Annotated in this window: 18 protein-coding genes; 6 read left to right on the top strand and 12 right to left on the bottom strand. The window is 63.2% G+C overall.

The genetic code is table 11. The annotated features are described in order from the left end of the window. Nucleotides 1-61: 61 nt before the first annotated feature. On the top strand, nt 62-1,198 hold the full coding sequence (gene hemE / locus ACHEXK_RS04275; protein ID WP_416548131.1) for a uroporphyrinogen decarboxylase: 1,137 nt from the start codon (nt 62-64) through the stop codon (nt 1,196-1,198). Nucleotides 1,199-1,243: 45 nt separating this feature from the next. On the opposite strand, the gene ccmI is transcribed toward hemE, so the two are convergent. The 10 genes from ccmI to ACHEXK_RS04225 form a co-directional block, all read right to left on the bottom strand. Then, entirely contained in the window at nt 1,244-2,509 is a 1,266-nt protein-coding gene (ccmI, locus tag ACHEXK_RS04270) for a c-type cytochrome biogenesis protein CcmI (RefSeq protein WP_416548130.1), read from the bottom strand. Continuing rightward, nucleotides 2,509-3,045 (bottom strand): cytochrome c-type biogenesis protein CcmH, encoded by a 537-nt coding sequence (locus tag ACHEXK_RS04265; protein WP_416548129.1) that lies wholly within the window; start codon nt 3,043-3,045, stop codon nt 2,509-2,511. The genes ccmI and ACHEXK_RS04265 overlap by 1 nt, the downstream gene beginning before the upstream one ends. Further along, entirely contained in the window at nt 3,042-3,656 is a 615-nt protein-coding gene (locus tag ACHEXK_RS04260; protein WP_416548128.1) for a redoxin family protein, read from the bottom strand. Before ACHEXK_RS04260 ends, ACHEXK_RS04265 begins: the two co-directional genes overlap by 4 nt. Beyond that, complete coding sequence (locus ACHEXK_RS04255) at nt 3,653-5,707, bottom strand: heme lyase CcmF/NrfE family subunit (protein ID WP_416548127.1); 2,055 nt, start codon at nt 5,705-5,707, stop codon at nt 3,653-3,655. The genes ACHEXK_RS04260 and ACHEXK_RS04255 overlap by 4 nt, the downstream gene beginning before the upstream one ends. A gap of 27 nt (nt 5,708-5,734) precedes the next feature. Further along, complete coding sequence (gene ccmE / locus ACHEXK_RS04250; RefSeq protein WP_416548126.1) at nt 5,735-6,181, bottom strand: cytochrome c maturation protein CcmE; 447 nt, start codon at nt 6,179-6,181, stop codon at nt 5,735-5,737. Next, nucleotides 6,178-6,372 (bottom strand): heme exporter protein CcmD, encoded by a 195-nt coding sequence (gene ccmD / locus ACHEXK_RS04245; RefSeq protein WP_416548125.1) that lies wholly within the window; start codon nt 6,370-6,372, stop codon nt 6,178-6,180. Before ccmD ends, ccmE begins: the two co-directional genes overlap by 4 nt. Further along, nucleotides 6,369-7,136, bottom strand: coding sequence for a heme ABC transporter permease CcmC (gene ccmC / locus ACHEXK_RS04240; protein WP_416548124.1), 768 nt, complete (start codon nt 7,134-7,136; stop codon nt 6,369-6,371). Before ccmC ends, ccmD begins: the two co-directional genes overlap by 4 nt. A 10-nt stretch (nt 7,137-7,146) precedes the next feature. Continuing rightward, entirely contained in the window at nt 7,147-7,803 is a 657-nt protein-coding gene (ccmB, locus tag ACHEXK_RS04235) for a heme exporter protein CcmB (protein ID WP_416548854.1), read from the bottom strand. A 59-nt stretch (nt 7,804-7,862) separates the two neighbouring features. Further along, nucleotides 7,863-8,504 carry a cytochrome c biogenesis heme-transporting ATPase CcmA gene (gene ccmA, locus ACHEXK_RS04230; RefSeq protein ID WP_416548123.1) on the bottom strand — a complete coding sequence of 214 codons (642 nt, stop codon included), beginning with the start codon at nt 8,502-8,504 and terminating at the stop codon, nt 7,863-7,865. Nucleotides 8,505-8,702: 198 nt separating this feature from the next. Continuing rightward, nucleotides 8,703-9,029 (bottom strand): high-potential iron-sulfur protein, encoded by a 327-nt coding sequence (locus ACHEXK_RS04225; protein ID WP_416548122.1) that lies wholly within the window; start codon nt 9,027-9,029, stop codon nt 8,703-8,705. A gap of 193 nt (nt 9,030-9,222) precedes the next feature. Here ACHEXK_RS04225 and ACHEXK_RS04220 point away from each other — a divergent pair, with 193 nt between their 5' ends. From ACHEXK_RS04220 to bchO, 5 genes are all read left to right on the top strand, one after another. Then, the gene (locus tag ACHEXK_RS04220; RefSeq protein ID WP_416548121.1) at nt 9,223-9,813 is read left to right on the top strand and encodes an NnrU family protein; all 591 of its coding nucleotides are present in this window, start codon (nt 9,223-9,225) and stop codon (nt 9,811-9,813) included. Between the two features lie 17 nt (nt 9,814-9,830). Next, complete coding sequence (locus ACHEXK_RS04215; RefSeq protein WP_416548120.1) at nt 9,831-11,099, top strand: Coenzyme F420 hydrogenase/dehydrogenase, beta subunit C-terminal domain; 1,269 nt, start codon at nt 9,831-9,833, stop codon at nt 11,097-11,099. Between the two features lie 79 nt (nt 11,100-11,178). Beyond that, nucleotides 11,179-12,204 carry a magnesium chelatase ATPase subunit I gene (gene bchI / locus ACHEXK_RS04210; protein WP_416548119.1) on the top strand — a complete coding sequence of 342 codons (1,026 nt, stop codon included), beginning with the start codon at nt 11,179-11,181 and terminating at the stop codon, nt 12,202-12,204. Nucleotides 12,205-12,217: 13 nt separating this feature from the next. Beyond that, on the top strand, nt 12,218-14,071 hold the full coding sequence (locus tag ACHEXK_RS04205) for a magnesium chelatase subunit D (RefSeq protein ID WP_416548118.1): 1,854 nt from the start codon (nt 12,218-12,220) through the stop codon (nt 14,069-14,071). Between the two features lie 6 nt (nt 14,072-14,077). Continuing rightward, entirely contained in the window at nt 14,078-14,974 is an 897-nt protein-coding gene (gene bchO / locus ACHEXK_RS04200) for an alpha/beta fold hydrolase BchO (RefSeq protein WP_416548117.1), read from the top strand. 22 nt (nt 14,975-14,996) lie between these two features. Here the strand turns inward: bchO and ACHEXK_RS04195 are convergent, their stop codons facing one another. Both ACHEXK_RS04195 and ACHEXK_RS04190 read right to left on the bottom strand, forming a co-directional pair. Next, on the bottom strand, nt 14,997-15,830 hold the full coding sequence (locus tag ACHEXK_RS04195; RefSeq protein WP_416548116.1) for a cobalamin B12-binding domain-containing protein: 834 nt from the start codon (nt 15,828-15,830) through the stop codon (nt 14,997-14,999). Nucleotides 15,831-16,089: 259 nt separating this feature from the next. Next, nucleotides 16,090-16,584 carry a TspO/MBR family protein gene (locus ACHEXK_RS04190; protein ID WP_416548115.1) on the bottom strand — a complete coding sequence of 165 codons (495 nt, stop codon included), beginning with the start codon at nt 16,582-16,584 and terminating at the stop codon, nt 16,090-16,092. Nucleotides 16,585-16,607: the final 23 nt, after the last annotated feature.

Here is a 16,607-nt window from a genome sequence, read left to right as displayed (position 1 = left end):
GAAGTACTGGACCCTGGCGTGACAGCCTGAGACAATGACGCACTTGACTTTGGGTTTTTTCATGGCTTCCAACACCTCTGCAGCGTCATCCGCCTTTGCCCCCCTCCAAAACGACACCTTCCTGCGCGCCTGTCTGCGCCAGGCCACCGACCACACCCCCGTCTGGCTCATGCGCCAAGCTGGGCGCTACCTGCCCGAGTACTGCGCCACCCGCGCCAAGGCCGGCAGCTTCATGGGCCTGGCCACGAACGTCGACTACGCCACCGAAGTCACGCTGCAGCCGCTGGAGCGTTACCCGCTGGACGCTTCCATCCTGTTCAGCGACATCCTCACCGTGCCCGACGCCATGGGCCTGGGCCTGTCGTTTGCCCAAGGCGAAGGCCCGCGCTTTGCCAAAAACGTGCGCGACGAAGCCGCCGTGGCCGAGCTCGCTGTGCCCGACATGGCCAAGCTGCGCTACGTGTTCGACGCGGTGACCAGCATCCGCAAGGCGCTGAACGGCCGTGTGCCCCTGATCGGTTTTTCTGGCAGCCCCTGGACGCTGGCTTGCTACATGGTCGAGGGCGCAGGCTCAGACGATTACCGGCATGTCAAAACCCTGATGTACAGCCGCCCGGACCTGATGCACCGCATCCTCGAGATCAACGCCGACGCCGTGGCCCTGTACCTGAACACCCAAATCGAAGCCGGTGCCCAAGCGGCCATGATCTTTGACAGCTGGGGCGGCGTGCTGGCCGATGGGGCCTTCCAGCAGTTCAGCCTGGCCTACACCGCACGCGTTCTCTCGCAACTGAAGACCGAGCACAACGGCCAGCGCATCCCCAGCATCGTGTTCACCAAGGGCGGCGGCCTGTGGCTGCCCGAGATGGCGGGCCTGAACTGCGATGTGCTGGGCCTGGACTGGACCATGAACCTGGGCCGCGCCCGCGCCCAAGTGGGCGGCCAAGTGGGTGGCCCCGGCAAAGCGCTGCAAGGCAACATCGACCCGAACATCTTGTTTGCACCGCCCGCGCAGATCGCGACCGAAGTGCACCGCGTGCTCGACAGCTTTGGCACGCCGCACACGGACAAAACCACCACCGGCCCCACGCACATCTTCAACCTGGGTCATGGCATCAGCCAATACACCCCGCCCGAGCATGTCACGGCGCTGGTGGAGGCGGTGCACAACCATTCGCGCAAGCTGCGTCAGGGCTGACCCAGTTTCCTGGGTGCACACTGTGCACCCTGCTTGCAGCAGGTGTCAGCGACCGCTGATTTGAAGCACAACGCCTTGCACACCGGTCTTCACACCCGGCAGTTCCACCTGCAGATCACCCTCTTGCTTTTGCGCCGAGCCGGTTTTGGAGATGCGAGCCACCAAGCGCACTTGCGCCAGCGATGACAACACGGGTGGTGCTCCCATGCCCATGCTGTCACTCAAGGCAAAGCGCACCGGCCATGAGGTGGGTGTGCCGCGCCAGATGGCCACAGGGCGGCGCGAGCCCTCTTCGGCCATGGCGTAAACAAACAAGGTCGCGCCTGCGGCAATTTGACTTTGCACCTCGGGCGAAACACGAACCTCGCCCTGAATCAGAGGCTTGGCGTCGCCCACCGGAGTCGCCGCCGACAAGGCTGCTGCCCTCGCTTCACCAACAGCTGCCGGAGCCGCCGCCAGCTCGGCCACCCTCTCGGCCGTTTTCGCCAGCGCCTGCTGCAAGCCTTGGCCCGCCTCACTGTCGGCGGGCACCAAAGCCAAGGCACGCTGCCAATAATCTTGCGCGGCGGCGTGCCGCTTTTCAGACAAAGCCGCGCTGCCCGCGAGCACCAGCGCGTTCAGGTGCCGGGGCTGTGTGCGCAGCACGTCTTGAATCCACTGCCAAGGCTCTCCGGCGTAGACACCACCTGCGCTCAAGGCCTTCATCTGCGCCCGCTCGATCCACAGATCGGGCTCGGGCGACAAAGCCAACACACGCGCCAAGGCCTGCTCGGCCGGGGCATGTGCATTTTGGGCAGCGTACAGTCGCGCCAGCGTCAACCAAGCCTGCGCATCCTCCGGGCGTTTTTGCGTGGCTTCTTGCCACACACGTGTTTGCTGCGCCAATTGCTCGGGCGTGGTCGCACTGATTTGGACCCGTTGACTCAAAGGCTTGGGCCACCAAGCGTGGGAGGCACCCAGTTGCAGATAACTCAGGCCACTGAGCACCACCAAGGCCCCGACCCACCAGAGCCATCGCGCAGGCACTGCCGCAACGGGTGCCTCGTCGGACTGCGCCGCGTCGTCCAACAGATGGCGCAGCAATTCATCGCGGGCCATTTGATGCTGCAGCGCCGTTAAACGGCCTTCGGCCAAAGCACGGTCCAGATCAGCCAGGTGTTCTTGCGCAATCCTGCGGTTGGTCTGTGACTGCCGCTCGAGCCCCACGACCTGGACTTGTTTTTTCAGGCCACGCTGCAAGACCCCAGCGGCCAGCAGCCCCAAAGCCAGCAGCACCAACAACAAACCCAGCCAAGGCGGCACAAAAGACATCAGGACTCCAGCAATTGGTGAACGCGCGCGCGTTCGCTGTCGGTCAAGGGCGCGGGCGCAGCAGGTGTGCGGCGCATCAAGCGCAGCGCCAGCACCAGTGCACCCAACAGCAGCACAAAGGGGCCGAACCACAAAAGCCAGGTCACGGGTTTGACCTCGGGTTTGTAAAGCACAAAGTCTCCATAACGGCTGACCAAAAAACGGCGGATGTCGGCGTCGCTTTGGCCTTGCTCGATCAGGCCGCGCACCTCCCGCCGCAGATCGACGGCCAGCTCGGCGTGGGACGAGGCCAAGGACTCGTTTTGACACACCAGGCAACGCAACTCACCCGCGATGTGGTCCCAGCGCAGCTGCACAGCCGCCGACATGGGTGCATCCGTGAACGCTGCCACGCTCGCATCCACAGCCGGCAAGACGGCCGGCTGCGACACCACCACGGGGACACCACGCGCAACGCCACGCGCCGAAACATCCGGAACTTGGGCCAATCCGCCAGCGCCCCACAGCACAAGGCTGGCCAGTACCATGCGCCTCATTGCAAACTCCGAAGCAAGGGCAGCAACTTGTGCTGCACCACATCGGGCGTCAAAGCCCCGGCGTGCTTGAAGCGCACCACGCCTTCGCGGTCAATCAAATAGGTTTCGGGCAAGCCGTACACGCCAAAATCCATGCCCACGCGGCCGTCCATGTCCAGCAGGTTCACGCCAAAAGCCTGGCCGTTTTTTTGCAACCAGGCCTGGCTGCGGGCCGTGGCTTTCTGGACCGATTCGGCGCTTTGCGGGTCCTGGCCCGAAAGTTCCGAAGCCTGCAGTTCTTTGTAATTGATGCCCACCTTCTTCAGGCCGGGCTGGCGGGCCAGCGCCATCAAAATCGGGTGCTCTTCTTTGCAACCCGCGCACCAGGTGGCCCACAGGTTGACCAAGGTGAGCTGGCCCTTGAACTGCGCCCCGTTGAACACGCCCGGCTCGCCCACCAGCGGCAACTCAAAAGCCGGTGCGGGGCGGCCGATCAGCGGTGAGGGAATCTCTTGTGGGTTGCGTGTGAGGCCCACACCCAAAAACACCACCATGGCCAAAAACAGCGCCAGTGGCACAAACACCCAGCGCGGCATGCGGCGGCTTGTGGCCTTGGCAGACAACGCGCTCATGAGACAGCGCCTTTGACCACTGGCACAGGCCCGGCAACTCGCACGCCAGAAGCACCCATGCCCACGTCAGCCTGAGCGCCAAGCGCACGCGCTGCCGATGGCGCCTGCCGGTAGCGCCGATCCAACGCCGCCAAGCCCCCCCCCAGCACCATGAACACCGCGCCCAGCCAAATCCACGACACGAAAGGCTTGTGATAAATCCGAAAACTCCACTGGGGCGGCTCGAGTGCCAAGGGCTCACCCATCGAGACATAGCGGTCACGCCAGAGGTTGCGGTCAATCGCGGCCTCGGTCATGGGCATGGCGCTGGAGGCGTAGCGGCGTTTTTCGGGCTTGAGTGCACCCACCTGCTGCTCGCCATTGGCCGCACCTTCAAACAGCTTCAAGTGGGCGCGCAAGGCCAAATAATTCGGCCCCAAGTGGTTGTCCACGCTGATGAGTTGGTAGCGCACACCGGCCACAGTGACCGAATCGCCCAGGCCCAGACGCACATCGCGCTCCACCTGAAAAGACTTCACGCCCGTGATGCCCAGCACCAACACCGCCACGCCCAGGTGCGCCATGTGCATGCCCCACCAAGCCCAACTTGGCGATCCGGGCAGGCGCCAGCGTTGCACGATTTGCCAGGTCCCCGACAGGACAATCCAGCCGCCCAGCGTGCCGCCCATCACCGTGAGCCAAGCACCCGCAGTGGTCACGGTCTCTGCACCCTGAGGTGCTCCGCCCCAAGTGGCCCAAGCACTGGCCATCAAAAGCGCCAAGGCCCCAGGCACCACGATCGAACGCAGCGCGGCCCAGCGCGCCACGTGCCATGGCACTGCTGTGCCCGGCACCATCGCCAAGAGCAGCGGCACCATCAGGGGCACAAACACACGGTCGAAATACGGCGGCCCCACCGAGAGCTTGCCCAGGTTCAGCGCATCGATGATCAGCGGGTACAAAGTGCCCAGCAACACCGCCGCCATGGCCACCACCAAGAGCACGCTGTTGAGCAGCAAAAAAGATTCGCGCGAGCCCGCCACCGGCTGGGAAGCGTTGGCCCATTGCGGCGCACGCCAGGCAAACAAGGCCAGCGACACGCCCACCACCACCACCAAAAACAGCAAGATGAAGACCCCCCGCCCAGGGTCGGTGGCAAACGCGTGCACCGAAGTCAGCACACCCGAGCGAACCAGGAAAGTGCCCAGCAGACTGAGCGCAAACGCACCAATGGCCAAAAGCACCGTCCAGGCCTTGAACTGACCACGCTTGTCGGTGACCATGAGCGAGTGGATCAACGCGGTGGCCACCAACCAGGGCATGAGCGAGGCGTTTTCCACCGGGTCCCAAAACCACCAGCCACCCCAGCCCAATTCGTAATAGGCCCACCATGAACCTAAGGCGATGCCCAGCGTCAAAAAGCCCCAGGCCGTCACTGTCCAAGGCCTGGCCCAACGCGCCCACGCGGCGTCCAACCTCCCCGACAGCAGCGCCGCCATGGCAAAGGCAAAGGCCACCGACAAACCCACATAGCCCATGTAGAGCATGGGCGGGTGGATCACCAAACCCGGGTCTTGCAACAAAGGCGTCAAGTCGCGGCCCTCGGCGGGGGCAGGAAACTGCCGCGCAAACGGGTTGGACAGTGCGAGGATGAAGACCAGAAAACCGACCGAAACCGCGCCCATCACCCCCAGCACCTGCGCCACCAAAGCTTGCGGCAAACGTTTGGAAAAGATGGCCACGGCCACCGACCACAGCGCCAGCATCAAGACCCACAGCAACAGCGAGCCTTCGTGCCCTGCCCAAATGGCCGAGAGGCGATACGGCGTAGGCAGCAAGGTGTTCGAGTGCTGGGCCACGTACCTGACGCTGAAATCATGCACCACAAACGCATGCCACAAAGCACCAAAAGCCAACATGATCAGTGCCAACTGCAAAACGGCCAAAGGCCTCGCCAGGGCTTGCCATCCGGCGCGCCGCGCCGACAGACTGCCCCACAGCGGCATGACCGCCTGCAGCACGGCAACCCAGGCCGCCATGATCAAGGCCATGTGGCCGGCTTCAGGCCACATGCACAGCTCCTTTCAGGTCTGCGTGCGTCATCGCCCCGCCCCTGCGCTGGTGCGCACTTTGGCCGCCTCGTCCAGCGCGTGCTGGGCTTCAGGCGGCATGTAGTTCTCATCGTGCTTGGCCAGCACCTCGCTGGCGACGAACAAGCGACCCGCATTCAGGCGACCTTGCGCGACCACGCCCTTGCCCTCTTTGAACAAATCGGGCAACAGCCCCACGTAACGCACGGGCACTTCTTGGTGGGTGTCGGTCACCACAAAAGCCACCGCCATGCCGTCGCGCTCGATGCTGCCCACCTTGACCAAACCGCCGACGCGAAAGGGCCCATCCTGGGGCGCTTGGCCCGCAGCCACTTGGGTGGGCGTGAAGAAAAAGACCAGGTTGCTCTGAAAAGCATTGAGCACAAAATACGCCGCTCCGCACAAAAGCAAAACGCCCACACCGATGCCCAGCAGACGTTTGTGACGGCTTTTCATGAGTTCCCCCCCGTTGGTGCGTCTTCAACGGCGTCCATGGCCGCCATCACCGCGTCCAAGGCCTGCTGTTGCCCCATGCGGCTCAGAACCACTTCCAAGACCAGTGAGGCGGCGCTCACGCCCATGCTGCCCCACACGTACACGCCATAGCCGCCCATGGCCCAAAACTCAGCAGCGCTTTGCCACATCATGCGGCACCTCGACAGGCGCGGTGCGCGCGGTACGCCAGCACCTCGGGCAATTGCTGCACCCAGGCGGCATGGCTCTCGCGCATCAAAATCAAAGTGCGCACCCGCCACAGGGCCATAGCGCCGGCATACAACCACAAAGCCAAGCTCATCAGCAGCATGCCGCTCAGCATGATGCTGGCCATGCGTGGCGATTGGGTGAGCGAAACCGAAGCCCCTTGGTGCAAGGTGTTCCACCACTGGACCGAAAAATAAATGATCGGCACATTGACTGCGCCCACCATCGCCACCAGAGCACCGGCCCGGTCCGAGCGGCGTGGGTCGTCGATGGCCGAAGTCAGCGCGATGTAGCCCAAATACAAAAACAGCAAAATCAGCATCGACGTCAAGCGCGCGTCCCACACCCAATAGGTGCCCCACATGGGCTTGCCCCACAGGGCACCGGTCCACAACGACAAAAAGGCCAACAAGGCCCCTGTGGGCGCGAGCGCCCGCGTCATCAGACCCGACAAGCGCGTGTTGAAGACCCAGCCCAGAACGCTCCAAAAGGCCATGGCCAAGTAGATGACCATGGCCATCCAGGACACGGGCACATGGATGTAGATGATGCGGTAGGCTTGGCCCTGCTGGGCATCGGACGGCGCAACCATGAAGCCCACCCACAAACCTGCCAGCGCCAAAGCACTGGCCAACAAGGCCAGCCCAGGCCACAAACGACCGGCCAAGGTGTAGAAGTGTTGCGGCGCGGCGAAGTGAAAGAGTTTCATGGCCTGTCCCTCATTCCAGCGCCAGTCGGATGGCCGCCGCGCACGCCCAAGGGCTGAGCGCCGCTGCGGCCAACAAAAGGGCCAGCAACACCGAGACATGGGCCTGTGCCCCCAGTCCGCGCAACTGTGCCTCGACCGCACCGGTGCCAAACACCAGCACCGGTACATACAAGGGCAAGAGCAAGAGCGATTGCAGCACCCCGCCGCCACGCACGCCCAGAGTCAGGGCTGCACCGATACCGCCCAACAAAGTCAACACGGGCGTACCGATCAAGAGCGTCAGCGCCAAGGTGGCCAACGACTGAGGGTCCAAACCCAACTGCAAGCCCAAAAGCGGCGACAGCACCACCAAGGGCAAACCGCTGATCAGCCAATGCGCCAGCAGCTTGGCGCTGACCAACCAGGTCAAAGGCGCGGCCGACAAGGTCAACTGCTCCAGGCTGCCGTCCTGGTGGTCGGCCTCGAACAAGCGGCCCAAGCTGAGCATGCTGGCCAACAAGGCCGCCACCCACAACACACCCGACCCGATTTGTCGCAGGGTGTCCGGCTCAGGGCCGATGGCCAGGGGAAACAAAGCCGCCACCAACACAAAGAAAAACAAAGCGCTCAACCACTCGGCCTTGCGGCGCAGCGCCAAACGCAAGTCGCGGCGCAGCACCCCACCCATGGCCCGCCAAGGATTGGGCAGGGGGTGCGTTGGCGCCGTGACCGGCAGGGCGGCGGTGTTCAAGCGCGGCCCCGCTCTCGGTCCAATTGCAGGCGCGCACCAGGACCGTGTAAACCCACATCGTGGTGACTGGTCATGACCACCGAGCCGCCCGCGTCCACATGCGACTGGAGCAAAGCCCGGGCCGTGTCGGTGGCTGGCACGTCCAAACCCACCATCGGCTCGTCCAGCACCCACAGCTGCGCCGGACTGGTGCGCAAACGCGCCAAGGCCACGCCTTGACGCTGGCCTTGCGACAAGACCCGCACGGGCAAATGTGCCCGGCTTTTGAGGCCCTGTGCGGACAACGCTTGGAGCGCTTGTTCTCGGCTGAGCGCCATGCCACTGACCTCGGCGTCCGTGCACAGGTTTTCACACGCGGTGAGGTCGGGCTTGAGCCCCAAAGCGTGCCCCATGTAATGGAGCACGGAACGGTCAGGCCGCGCAAGGTGAGACGGCGATGAAGAAGACCAGAGCACTTGGCCCTTTGAGGCAGGGGACAGCCCACACAAGATGCGCAACAAACTGGTCTTGCCGCAACCGTTGCCCCCTTCGATGTGCAGCCAGTGACCTGCAGGGACGGAAAAGCTCACGCCCTCGAACAAGGTCCGTTGGGCCTTTTGGCAGGCCAGGTCGATCGCAGTGAGCACCCAAGACGCCATGGAAGGGCTTTCCGGTCGGTTGAAGACAGAGCAAAGTGTAACGACAGATTGACACTCTGTGTGTCTCATGTCCTGATTCAGACCCTCAAATCAGGGTATGCACTGAGATCTCTTGGGCACATGGGCGCAAAAAAACCGCCCGAGGGCGGTTTTCCAGGTCTCAGCAGGTCTCCACCCACTGAACAAGCGGTGCAGGCATCAGGCCTTTTTGGCCCAAGCCGAGCACCAGGCTTTGGCCGACACTTGCTTGCCTGCAAACAAGGGGCAACCGCCAGAGGCCGCACCAGCTTTGGCCTGGAACAGCGCGCAGTTGGCACAGTTGGAACCTGCTGCAAATTTAGGGTTCTTGGCCTTGTCCACCTTGGTGGCATCGGCCTTATAGGCCAAACCCGCAGCTTGCGGGTCTTTTTCATCGACCATGGCTTGGGCGGAAGCTTCGCTCACTGCCAAAACGGCAGTCGCAGCAGTGGCCACTTGCATCATGAACACGCGGCGGGTGGAAGAAGAATTGGCAAAACGGGACATGGACAGCTCCAGAAAGAGATAGCCAGAAAATACTGGACAGTTCATTGTGCGCCACATCAGTAGCCCTGTCATCCCAAACGCGATACCTGAGCAATTCACACAGGAAAGCCCTGGTTTTGAAATGTCAACCGACATGGACATGCCCGTGTCAGAATGCAACCCAACCGCACACCTCTCCCGCAAAGGTTATGACATGCTGCAACTGCTGATTGGCTTGGCGCTCTTTTTGGGCATTCATTCACTGCAAACCCTGGCGCCTCAGGCACGCCAAAGCGGCATCGCCCGCTGGGGTGCGCTGGGCTTCAAAGCCGTCTACGCTGCAGTGGCAGCTCTGGGCCTGTACCTGTTGGTGCAGGGCTATGGCCAAGCCAGGCTCGAGCCTGTGCTGCTGTGGACGCCGCCACGTGGCATGCAGCACGCCACGATTTTGCTGATGTGGGTGGCCATGGTCATGTTGGCGGCCACCTATGTGCCCCACAACCAGATCAAGGCCAAACTGCGTCACCCCATGACCTTGTCGGTCAAGGTCTGGGCGCTGGGGCATTTGCTGTCCAACGGCAACTTGGCCGATGTGCTCTTGTTCGGTGGATTCCTGATTTGGTCGGTGCTGGTGTTCCGCGCGGCCCGAAAGCGGGATCGCCAAAGCCTGCACTCAGCACCTGAGGGCAAGCTGCTGGGGACTGTGCTGGCCGTGGTGGTGGGCACCGGCGTGTGGGCCGCCTTCTTGATGGGCGGCTTGCACGTTTGGCTGGTGGGTGTCATGCCCTTCACCCGCGCTGGCTGAGCACCCAGTGGAATGCCATGCACGTCGCTGGCTCCTCCGACGCCTTGACCGCTGCAGCGGCGCCTGCGCGCAAGCTGTGCACCGATTGCGGCCTGTCTCGCACCCATGACCCCAAGCGTTGCGGCCAAGCTTGCCAGTTCATCCAGCCCGATTACCCAGGATTGGAGCGCCGCGTGCACGGACGTGCGCGCCAACAGGACAATGGCGAGCACGAGGCCCAGCCCGATGAGTTGTTTTTCGGGCCTTACCAACACATCCTGAGTGCCCGCCTTGACCCACCTGCCCAAGGCGCGCAATGGACCGGCATCACCACCCGTTTGGCCGAAGTACTGCTCGAAAAAGGCTTGGTCGACGCCGTGATCGCCATGGCCGCCGACCCGCACGACCGCTGGCGACCTCGCCCGGTGCTGGTGACCCGCGCCCAGGACATGGCCCAATGCCGGGGCATGCGCATGGGCTATGCGCCGCTGCTGAGTTTGGTGGAGCCGGCGCTGGCCCAAGGCCACAAACGCTTGGCCGTGATCGGCATCCCCTGCCAGATTTACGCCCTGCGCGCCATCCAGCCCCAACTCGAGCGTGAGCACGGTCTGCAAGCGCTCTACGTCATCGGCACGCCCTGCTCAGACAACACCACCACGGAAAACTTCCACCAATTTTTGGGCCTGATTTCGGACCGCCCCCAAGACATCAACTACGTCGAGTTTCGCGCCGATTACAAGGTGGAGGTGCGGACCGACCAGGGGACCAAACGCCTGATTCCTTTTTTGAACCTGCCGCTGTCCAACTTGCCCCCTGACTTTTTCCCGCTGACTTGCCGCACCTGCGTGGACTACACCAACGTGCTGTCCGACATCACGGTGGGCTACATGGGCGGAGATGGTCAGCAATGGTTGCTGGTGCGCAATGCGCGTGGGCAAGCGGTGCTCGACGGCATTCAAGCGCAACTGCGCACCAGCGCCCCCATCAGTCGCGGCAAGCGCGAGGGTCCGGTGCGCGGCTTCATGGCCAATACCGAGCGCGCTGCCGGGGGCCTGCCGCTGCGGCGCATGCCCGCTTGGATCAAACCGTTGGTCAACTGGCTCATGCCGAGGATGGGGCCGCGCGGGCTGGAGTTTGCGCGCGCCCGGGTTGAGATGAAGGCCATCGAGTCCATCCTGCACCTGCGCCGCGAAGCCCCGGCGCGCATCAAAAACATGCTCCCGCAGCATGTTTGGGATTTGGCGGCCCGCTATGGTTTGCAAGCGTCCGCCCGTGCCCCCTCGGACCCAGCAGCCCCCCCCAAATGAGCACAAGTGTAAATTTAACTTGACACTCGGCTGTGTCTTTTGGATGATGGGGTGAGAACAGTTTTGCGGAACGCCCCTTATGGCTTTGACCTTCCCTTTCGCGGCCATCGTTGGTCAAGATGAAATGACCCTCGCCATCCAAGTGGTGGCGGTGGACCCGTCGATCGGCGGCGTGCTGGTCTTGGGCGACCGAGGCACGGGCAAATCCACGGCCGTGCGCGCGCTGGCCGACCTGTTGCCCCCGATCACCGTCGTCAAAGGCTGCCCTTACCGCTGTGACCCCACCCAGCCTGCTGGCGGCTGTCCCGTCTGTCAAGCGCGCGATCCGAACGCCAAGGTCGCGACCGAACGCCACAGCGTTGCGGTGGTTGACTTGCCCTTGGGCGCGACCGAAGACCGCGTGGTCGGCGCACTCGACCTGGAAAAAGCCCTCTCGCAGGGTGTCAAGTCTTTCGCACCAGGCCTGCTGGCACAAGCGCATCGGGGCTTTTTGTACATCGACGAAGTCAACCTGCTCGACGACCACCTGGTGGACCTCTTGATCGACGTGGCCGCCTCGGGTGAAAACCTGGTCGAGCGCGAGGGCCTGAGCGTGCGCCACCCCGCGCGTTTTGTGCTGGTGGGCAGTGGAAACCCCGAAGAAGGCGAACTGCGCCCTCAGCTGCTGGACCGCTTTGGCCTGTCGGTGCAGGTGCGCACGCCGCAAGACCTGGCGCTGCGGGTGAGCATCATCAAGCGCCGTGACGCCTTTGACAGAGACCCTTCTGCCTTCAAGGCACTGTGGCACAAAGACAACCAGAAACTGCAAAAACGCATCCTCAAAGCGCGTGACTTGCTTGGCCAAGTGAACGTGAGCGACGGCATGTTGATGCTCTGCGCCCGTCTGTGTCATCAGCTGGGTACCGATGGCCTGCGCGCCGAGCTCACCCTGCTGCGCGCCACACGCGCCTATGCCGCATTGCAAGGCCACCAAGAGGTGAAGCCCGAACACCTGCAAAGCATGGCGCCGCTGGCATTGCGCCACCGCTTGCGCCGCAACCCGCTGGACGACACCGACTCGGGCGCGCGCGTGCAGCGCAGCTTGCAAGAAGTACTGGCCGGCTAAGGAGGCTGCGCGCATGAACCGCGAACCCCAAGCCGCCGAGAGCATGGAGCGCTGGGGTGACGCGCTCAGCACACTGCAGCTGTTGCAACTCACCCCCCACGGTTTTGGTGGGGTGTGCTTGCGCGCCCCTCACGGCCCGGTGCGCGAGCGCTGGCTACAAGCGCTGGCGGGTCTGGGCATCGGCTTGGTGAAAGTGCCCGGCTCGGCGGACAGCGAACGGCTGCTGGGCGGCATCGACCTGGCCCCTACGCTGCAAACAGGGCAACTGCACCTGCAAGCGGGCTTGCTGCAACAAGCCGACCAAGGCCTGGTCTGTCTGCCCATGGCCGAACGCTTGTCGCCTGCCCTGCTCGCGCCCTTGGCACAAGCCTTGGAACAAGGCCAGGTGCCGCCCACCGGCCACAATGCCGCCCCCACACCCACCCGTTTTGGCGTGGTGGCGCTTGACGAATCCCTGCCCGACGAACCCCGCCTGGGCGCGGCCCTGGCCGAGCGCTTGGGCGTGTGGCTGGATCTGAACGAACTCTCACCCAGCGACATCCATGCGGCATGGCAGGGCGACAGCGCATCGGATGGGCTGCAGGTTCGTCTCAGCCCCGGCGCTTTGGCACGCGCCCGCGCACAGCTGCCCCAAGTGCAAGCGAGCGACGAACACATGCAAGCACTGTGTGCTGCGGCTTTGGGTTTGGGAATTGGCTCTTTGCGCGTGCCCAGCTTGGCGCTGCGTGTGGCCTGCGCCCATGCGGCACTGAACGGGCGCAGCACGCTGGACGCTGACGACCTGGGCTTTGCCGCGCGCTGCGTGCTCGCGCCCCGCGCCACGCAATGGCCGTCCGAGCCGTCTGCGCAAGAAGCCGCCGAGCCCGCACCACGAAACGATGCCACACCACCAGAGCCGCCAGAACCACCCGAAGATTCTGACGAAACACTTCAGAACGAGGCTGAAAAAGACGAGAAACCGGACACCGCTCCACCACCCGAACCCAGCGCAAAAGACCTGCAAGAGATGATGGTCGCCGCTGCGCTCGCCAGCTTGCCGCCGCACATGCTCGACGCGCTGATGACGCGCCAAGGCGCGGCCAGCCAGAACACCTCGGGGCGCAGCGGCCAAACCCGCGCGGGCTCGCAACGGGGCCGGCCTTTGCCCCCACGCCCAGGACGCCCCGGCGGTCACGCGCGCCTGCATGTGCTGGCCACCTTGCGCGCCGCCGCGCCCAAACAGCGACTGCGCCCAGCGAAAAGCACCGGCCGCGTCGCGATACGTGCTGAAGACTTCCACATCCAACGCTACCAGAACCGTGCCTCCAGCTGCCTGATCTTGGCGCTGGACGCTTCGGGCTCGGCCGCGCTACAGCGTTTGGCCGAAGCCAAAGGCGCGGTCGAGTTGCTGCTGCAGCAATCCTATGCTCGGCGCGACAGCGTCTGCATCGTGGCTTTTCGGGGCGCGCAAGCGCAGCTGCTCCTGCCCATGACGCGCTCACTGGTGCGTGCCAAACGCGCCATGACCGGCCTGCCCGGTGGCGGCGGCACACCCTTGGCACTGGCCCTCAAGATGGCGCACGAGCAAGCTGCGTTGTTGCAGCACCAAGGCGTCACGCCCATTCTGGTGGTGCTGAGTGACGGCCGCGCGAACGTGACGCTGCAAGGCTTGGGCGGCCGCGCCCAAGCACAAAACGATGCGCAAAGTTGGGGCCTTCAATGGCGCGCCAGTGGGCACCGTGCCCTGTGGATCGACACGTCCATGCAACCCGACGCGCAAGCACAACAACTGGCAGCCAGCATGGGTGCGAGCTACCTGCCCATGCCGCAGGTACAGTCGCAGCGCATGGCGCACGCCATCGAGCATGTGCGCAACGCGCAGGCTTGAGTCGCCATGTTTGAGCGTTTTTACCCCAGCATGTCCCGGGCCAGTCACCAGGCCCGTCCGGACATTTGGCCGCATGCGCAGCACAGCCGTTGGGTGCAAGCAGGCGGCATCCAGTGGCATGTGCAGCAAATCGGCCAAGGCCCATGCATGCTGCTTTTGCACGGCACCGGCTCGGGCCACTTCAGTTGGCGTGGCCTCATGCCCGTGCTGGCTGAGCACTTCACCGTGGTCGCGCCCGACCTGCCCGGCCACGCCTTCACCAGCCGGGGCCCCGAAGGCGCGTTGTCGCTGCCCGGCATGGCCGAAGGCCTGCGTGCACTGATGCTGCAACTCCATCTCACGCCCCAGGTCATCGTGGGCCACTCGGCAGGGGCGGCAATTGCCGCACACATGGCGCTGCACTTTGACAGCGCAGCGCGCAGCACGCTGATCGGCTTGAACCCGGCCTGGTTGCCACTGCCCGGCGTGGCATCTTGGCTTTTCGGTCCGGCAGCCAAACTGGCCTCGCTCAACCCCCTGTCGGCCTGGGCCACCGCCAAAATGGCAGGCAAACCCGGTGCGGTGGCCGAGTGGATCGCGCGCACCGGCTCCATGCTGGATGCACAAGGGATTGACCTCTACACCCGCGTGCTCAGCGATTCGGGCCATGTGCACGGCGTGCTGTCGATGATGGCGGCCTGGCGGCTCAAACCCCTGGCCACGCGCCTGCACGAGCTGCGCAACCCACTGTACATGCACATTGGCAAGAATGACCTGACCGTGCCCCCCGAACTGGCCCAAGAAGCACGTCTGCGCTTGCCGCATGCGCAAATTCACACCGTGGCAGATTTGGGGCACTTGGCCCACGAGCAGGACCCCATGGGCACGGCTGCACAAATTATGAAATGGTGCCGCCCACGTTGAGTGCAGTCACCGGCAACCGCAGTCAGCGGGCACGTACCAGGCGCTTGACAGCTTCAACCGCCTCGCGCGCGTCGGTGAAAATGGCGTCGGCCCCCAAGTTGTTCGGACCGAAATCGTGGAGCAAGAATATCGGCCCTCCCAACACCACCCTCACCTGGGGATTGCCGGAGCTGGACCGCAAGTGGGCAATCAAGTCGGGCAATGTCGCGAGTTGGGACTCCAGGGCGACCGAAACACCCACCACATCAAACCACTCGCTCGACACGGCGCGCAACAGTTCTGATTCGGAAGAAGAAATCTCGAGCACCACTTCCAAGCCCGCTTGGCGGAAAAATTCGGCCACGATGGTCAATCCCAGGAAATGCTGGGAACCTGGCGCGCAAGCCAACATGACCCGCTCGCTCACGCCCTCAGCGCTTGGCCCAGCGGGTGAGGCGTACCCGAGCCGATAAATCATCTGGTGCATCATCGCCAAGCCGCAGGTCACTTGGGTGAAATCGCACAAATCTTGGTCCCACAAGGCCCCCAAATGGCGCGCAGCAGGGGTGATCAGTTCCAAAAAAATGCGGTCATGGGCCAAACCTCGTGCCACCAGCCAATCAACGACCTGATTGGCCTTCAAAGCATCACCGCGCAAACAATGCTGCGTGAAAGCTTCAAACTCTGGCTGCTCGGTGCCCAAGGCCACATCAAGCGGGGCGGTGGCCTTGACAGGAAATAATTGATGCACGTTGAGCAGGCGCGGAATGATCTGCTCCTCAATGACCGCCAACAACGAATCTTTGCAATCGTCCCGCAGGCTCACTGCCCGCCTCACACCACTGGCTTGTCCATCCGAAGCACTGAACTCAGACATGCGCGTTCCTTGCAGCACGAGCGTGTCAACCTGTCAAAAGGTGAAAACCGGGGCGTGTATTCGCCAGCGAGATAGCTTGCCGGTCCGCTGCTGCAAAGTGTTTATAAAATTTTTGATCTAGGTCAACAAGCATGAGAAACCCTAGGTTTTGGAACCTAAGGACTCAATTCAAGCGATTGAACCCGGTTTTTCTACGAATTACCTCAAAAAATACCCCAAACAACCGAGGTGATCCCGTCCCCCGATGGCTTGTCATGGATCAAAAAATCACGCCGCTGAAGGGGCCGTTGAGCTGAACCGTTTCCCAATTGAGCACCGCTGCAATGCTCACCCACACCCAATAGGGGAGCAACAAGGCACTGGCCCACCGGGACATGCGCCAAAGGCCCACGATCAAGGCCAAAATGGACAACCACAAGAACACCACTTCCAACAAAGCCCAGTCGGGGCGTTGCACCTTGAAGTACAGCGCACTCCAGAGGATGTTGAGCACCGCATTGGCGCCGAACAAACCCGCGATTCGGCGGCGCAGTGCAGGGCTATCCGCCGCCTGCCAGGCCAGCCAAGCACTGATGGCGCACAAGGTAAAAATGGTGGTCCAGATCACACCAAAAGCGGCATCGGGTGGCTTCCAAGCCGGGTGTTTGAGCGAGAAATACCACGGGCCCAGATCGGTCAACGCCCCGCCAATGCCGGCAGTGGCGTAACTCAGCACAAAGGTCAAAGCCAAACGGGATGCAGAGGAGGTGTTCATGCCCTGCATTGTCCACGCAAGGC

The sequence above is a fragment of the Limnohabitans sp. DCL3 genome (assembly GCF_048019295.1).
Lineage (GTDB): Bacteria > Pseudomonadota > Gammaproteobacteria > Burkholderiales > Burkholderiaceae_C > Limnohabitans_A.
The sequence above is the reverse complement of the archived record's forward strand: the minus strand, read 5'-3'. Positions and strand labels throughout refer to the sequence as shown.

Excerpts from the sequence above, each read along its gene's own strand:
- ACHEXK_RS04255 (WP_416548127.1), bottom strand. The coding sequence starts at position 5,707 with ATGTGGCCTGAAGCCGGCCACATGGCCTTGATCATGGCGGCCTGGGTT.
- ccmI (WP_416548130.1), bottom strand. The coding sequence starts at position 2,509 with ATGTCTTTTGTGCCGCCTTGGCTGGGTTTGTTGTTGGTGCTGCTGGCT.
- ACHEXK_RS04225 (WP_416548122.1), bottom strand. The coding sequence starts at position 9,029 with ATGTCCCGTTTTGCCAATTCTTCTTCCACCCGCCGCGTGTTCATGATG.
- ccmA (WP_416548123.1), bottom strand. The coding sequence starts at position 8,504 with ATGGCGTCTTGGGTGCTCACTGCGATCGACCTGGCCTGCCAAAAGGCC.
- ccmE (WP_416548126.1), bottom strand. The coding sequence starts at position 6,181 with ATGAAAAGCCGTCACAAACGTCTGCTGGGCATCGGTGTGGGCGTTTTG.
- bchO (WP_416548117.1), top strand. The coding sequence starts at position 14,078 with ATGTTTGAGCGTTTTTACCCCAGCATGTCCCGGGCCAGTCACCAGGCC.
- ccmC (WP_416548124.1), bottom strand. The coding sequence starts at position 7,136 with ATGAAACTCTTTCACTTCGCCGCGCCGCAACACTTCTACACCTTGGCC.
- hemE (WP_416548131.1), top strand. The coding sequence starts at position 62 with ATGGCTTCCAACACCTCTGCAGCGTCATCCGCCTTTGCCCCCCTCCAA.
- ACHEXK_RS04260 (WP_416548128.1), bottom strand. The coding sequence starts at position 3,656 with ATGAGCGCGTTGTCTGCCAAGGCCACAAGCCGCCGCATGCCGCGCTGG.
- ccmD (WP_416548125.1), bottom strand. The coding sequence starts at position 6,372 with ATGATGTGGCAAAGCGCTGCTGAGTTTTGGGCCATGGGCGGCTATGGC.
- ACHEXK_RS04215 (WP_416548120.1), top strand. The coding sequence starts at position 9,831 with ATGCACGTCGCTGGCTCCTCCGACGCCTTGACCGCTGCAGCGGCGCCT.
- bchI (WP_416548119.1), top strand. The coding sequence starts at position 11,179 with ATGGCTTTGACCTTCCCTTTCGCGGCCATCGTTGGTCAAGATGAAATG.
- ACHEXK_RS04190 (WP_416548115.1), bottom strand. The coding sequence starts at position 16,584 with ATGAACACCTCCTCTGCATCCCGTTTGGCTTTGACCTTTGTGCTGAGT.
- ACHEXK_RS04205 (WP_416548118.1), top strand. The coding sequence starts at position 12,218 with ATGAACCGCGAACCCCAAGCCGCCGAGAGCATGGAGCGCTGGGGTGAC.
- ACHEXK_RS04220 (WP_416548121.1), top strand. The coding sequence starts at position 9,223 with ATGCTGCAACTGCTGATTGGCTTGGCGCTCTTTTTGGGCATTCATTCA.
- ACHEXK_RS04195 (WP_416548116.1), bottom strand. The coding sequence starts at position 15,830 with ATGTCTGAGTTCAGTGCTTCGGATGGACAAGCCAGTGGTGTGAGGCGG.
- ACHEXK_RS04265 (WP_416548129.1), bottom strand. The coding sequence starts at position 3,045 with ATGAGGCGCATGGTACTGGCCAGCCTTGTGCTGTGGGGCGCTGGCGGA.
- ccmB (WP_416548854.1), bottom strand. The coding sequence starts at position 7,803 with ATGGGTGGGGTGCTGCGCCGCGACTTGCGTTTGGCGCTGCGCCGCAAG.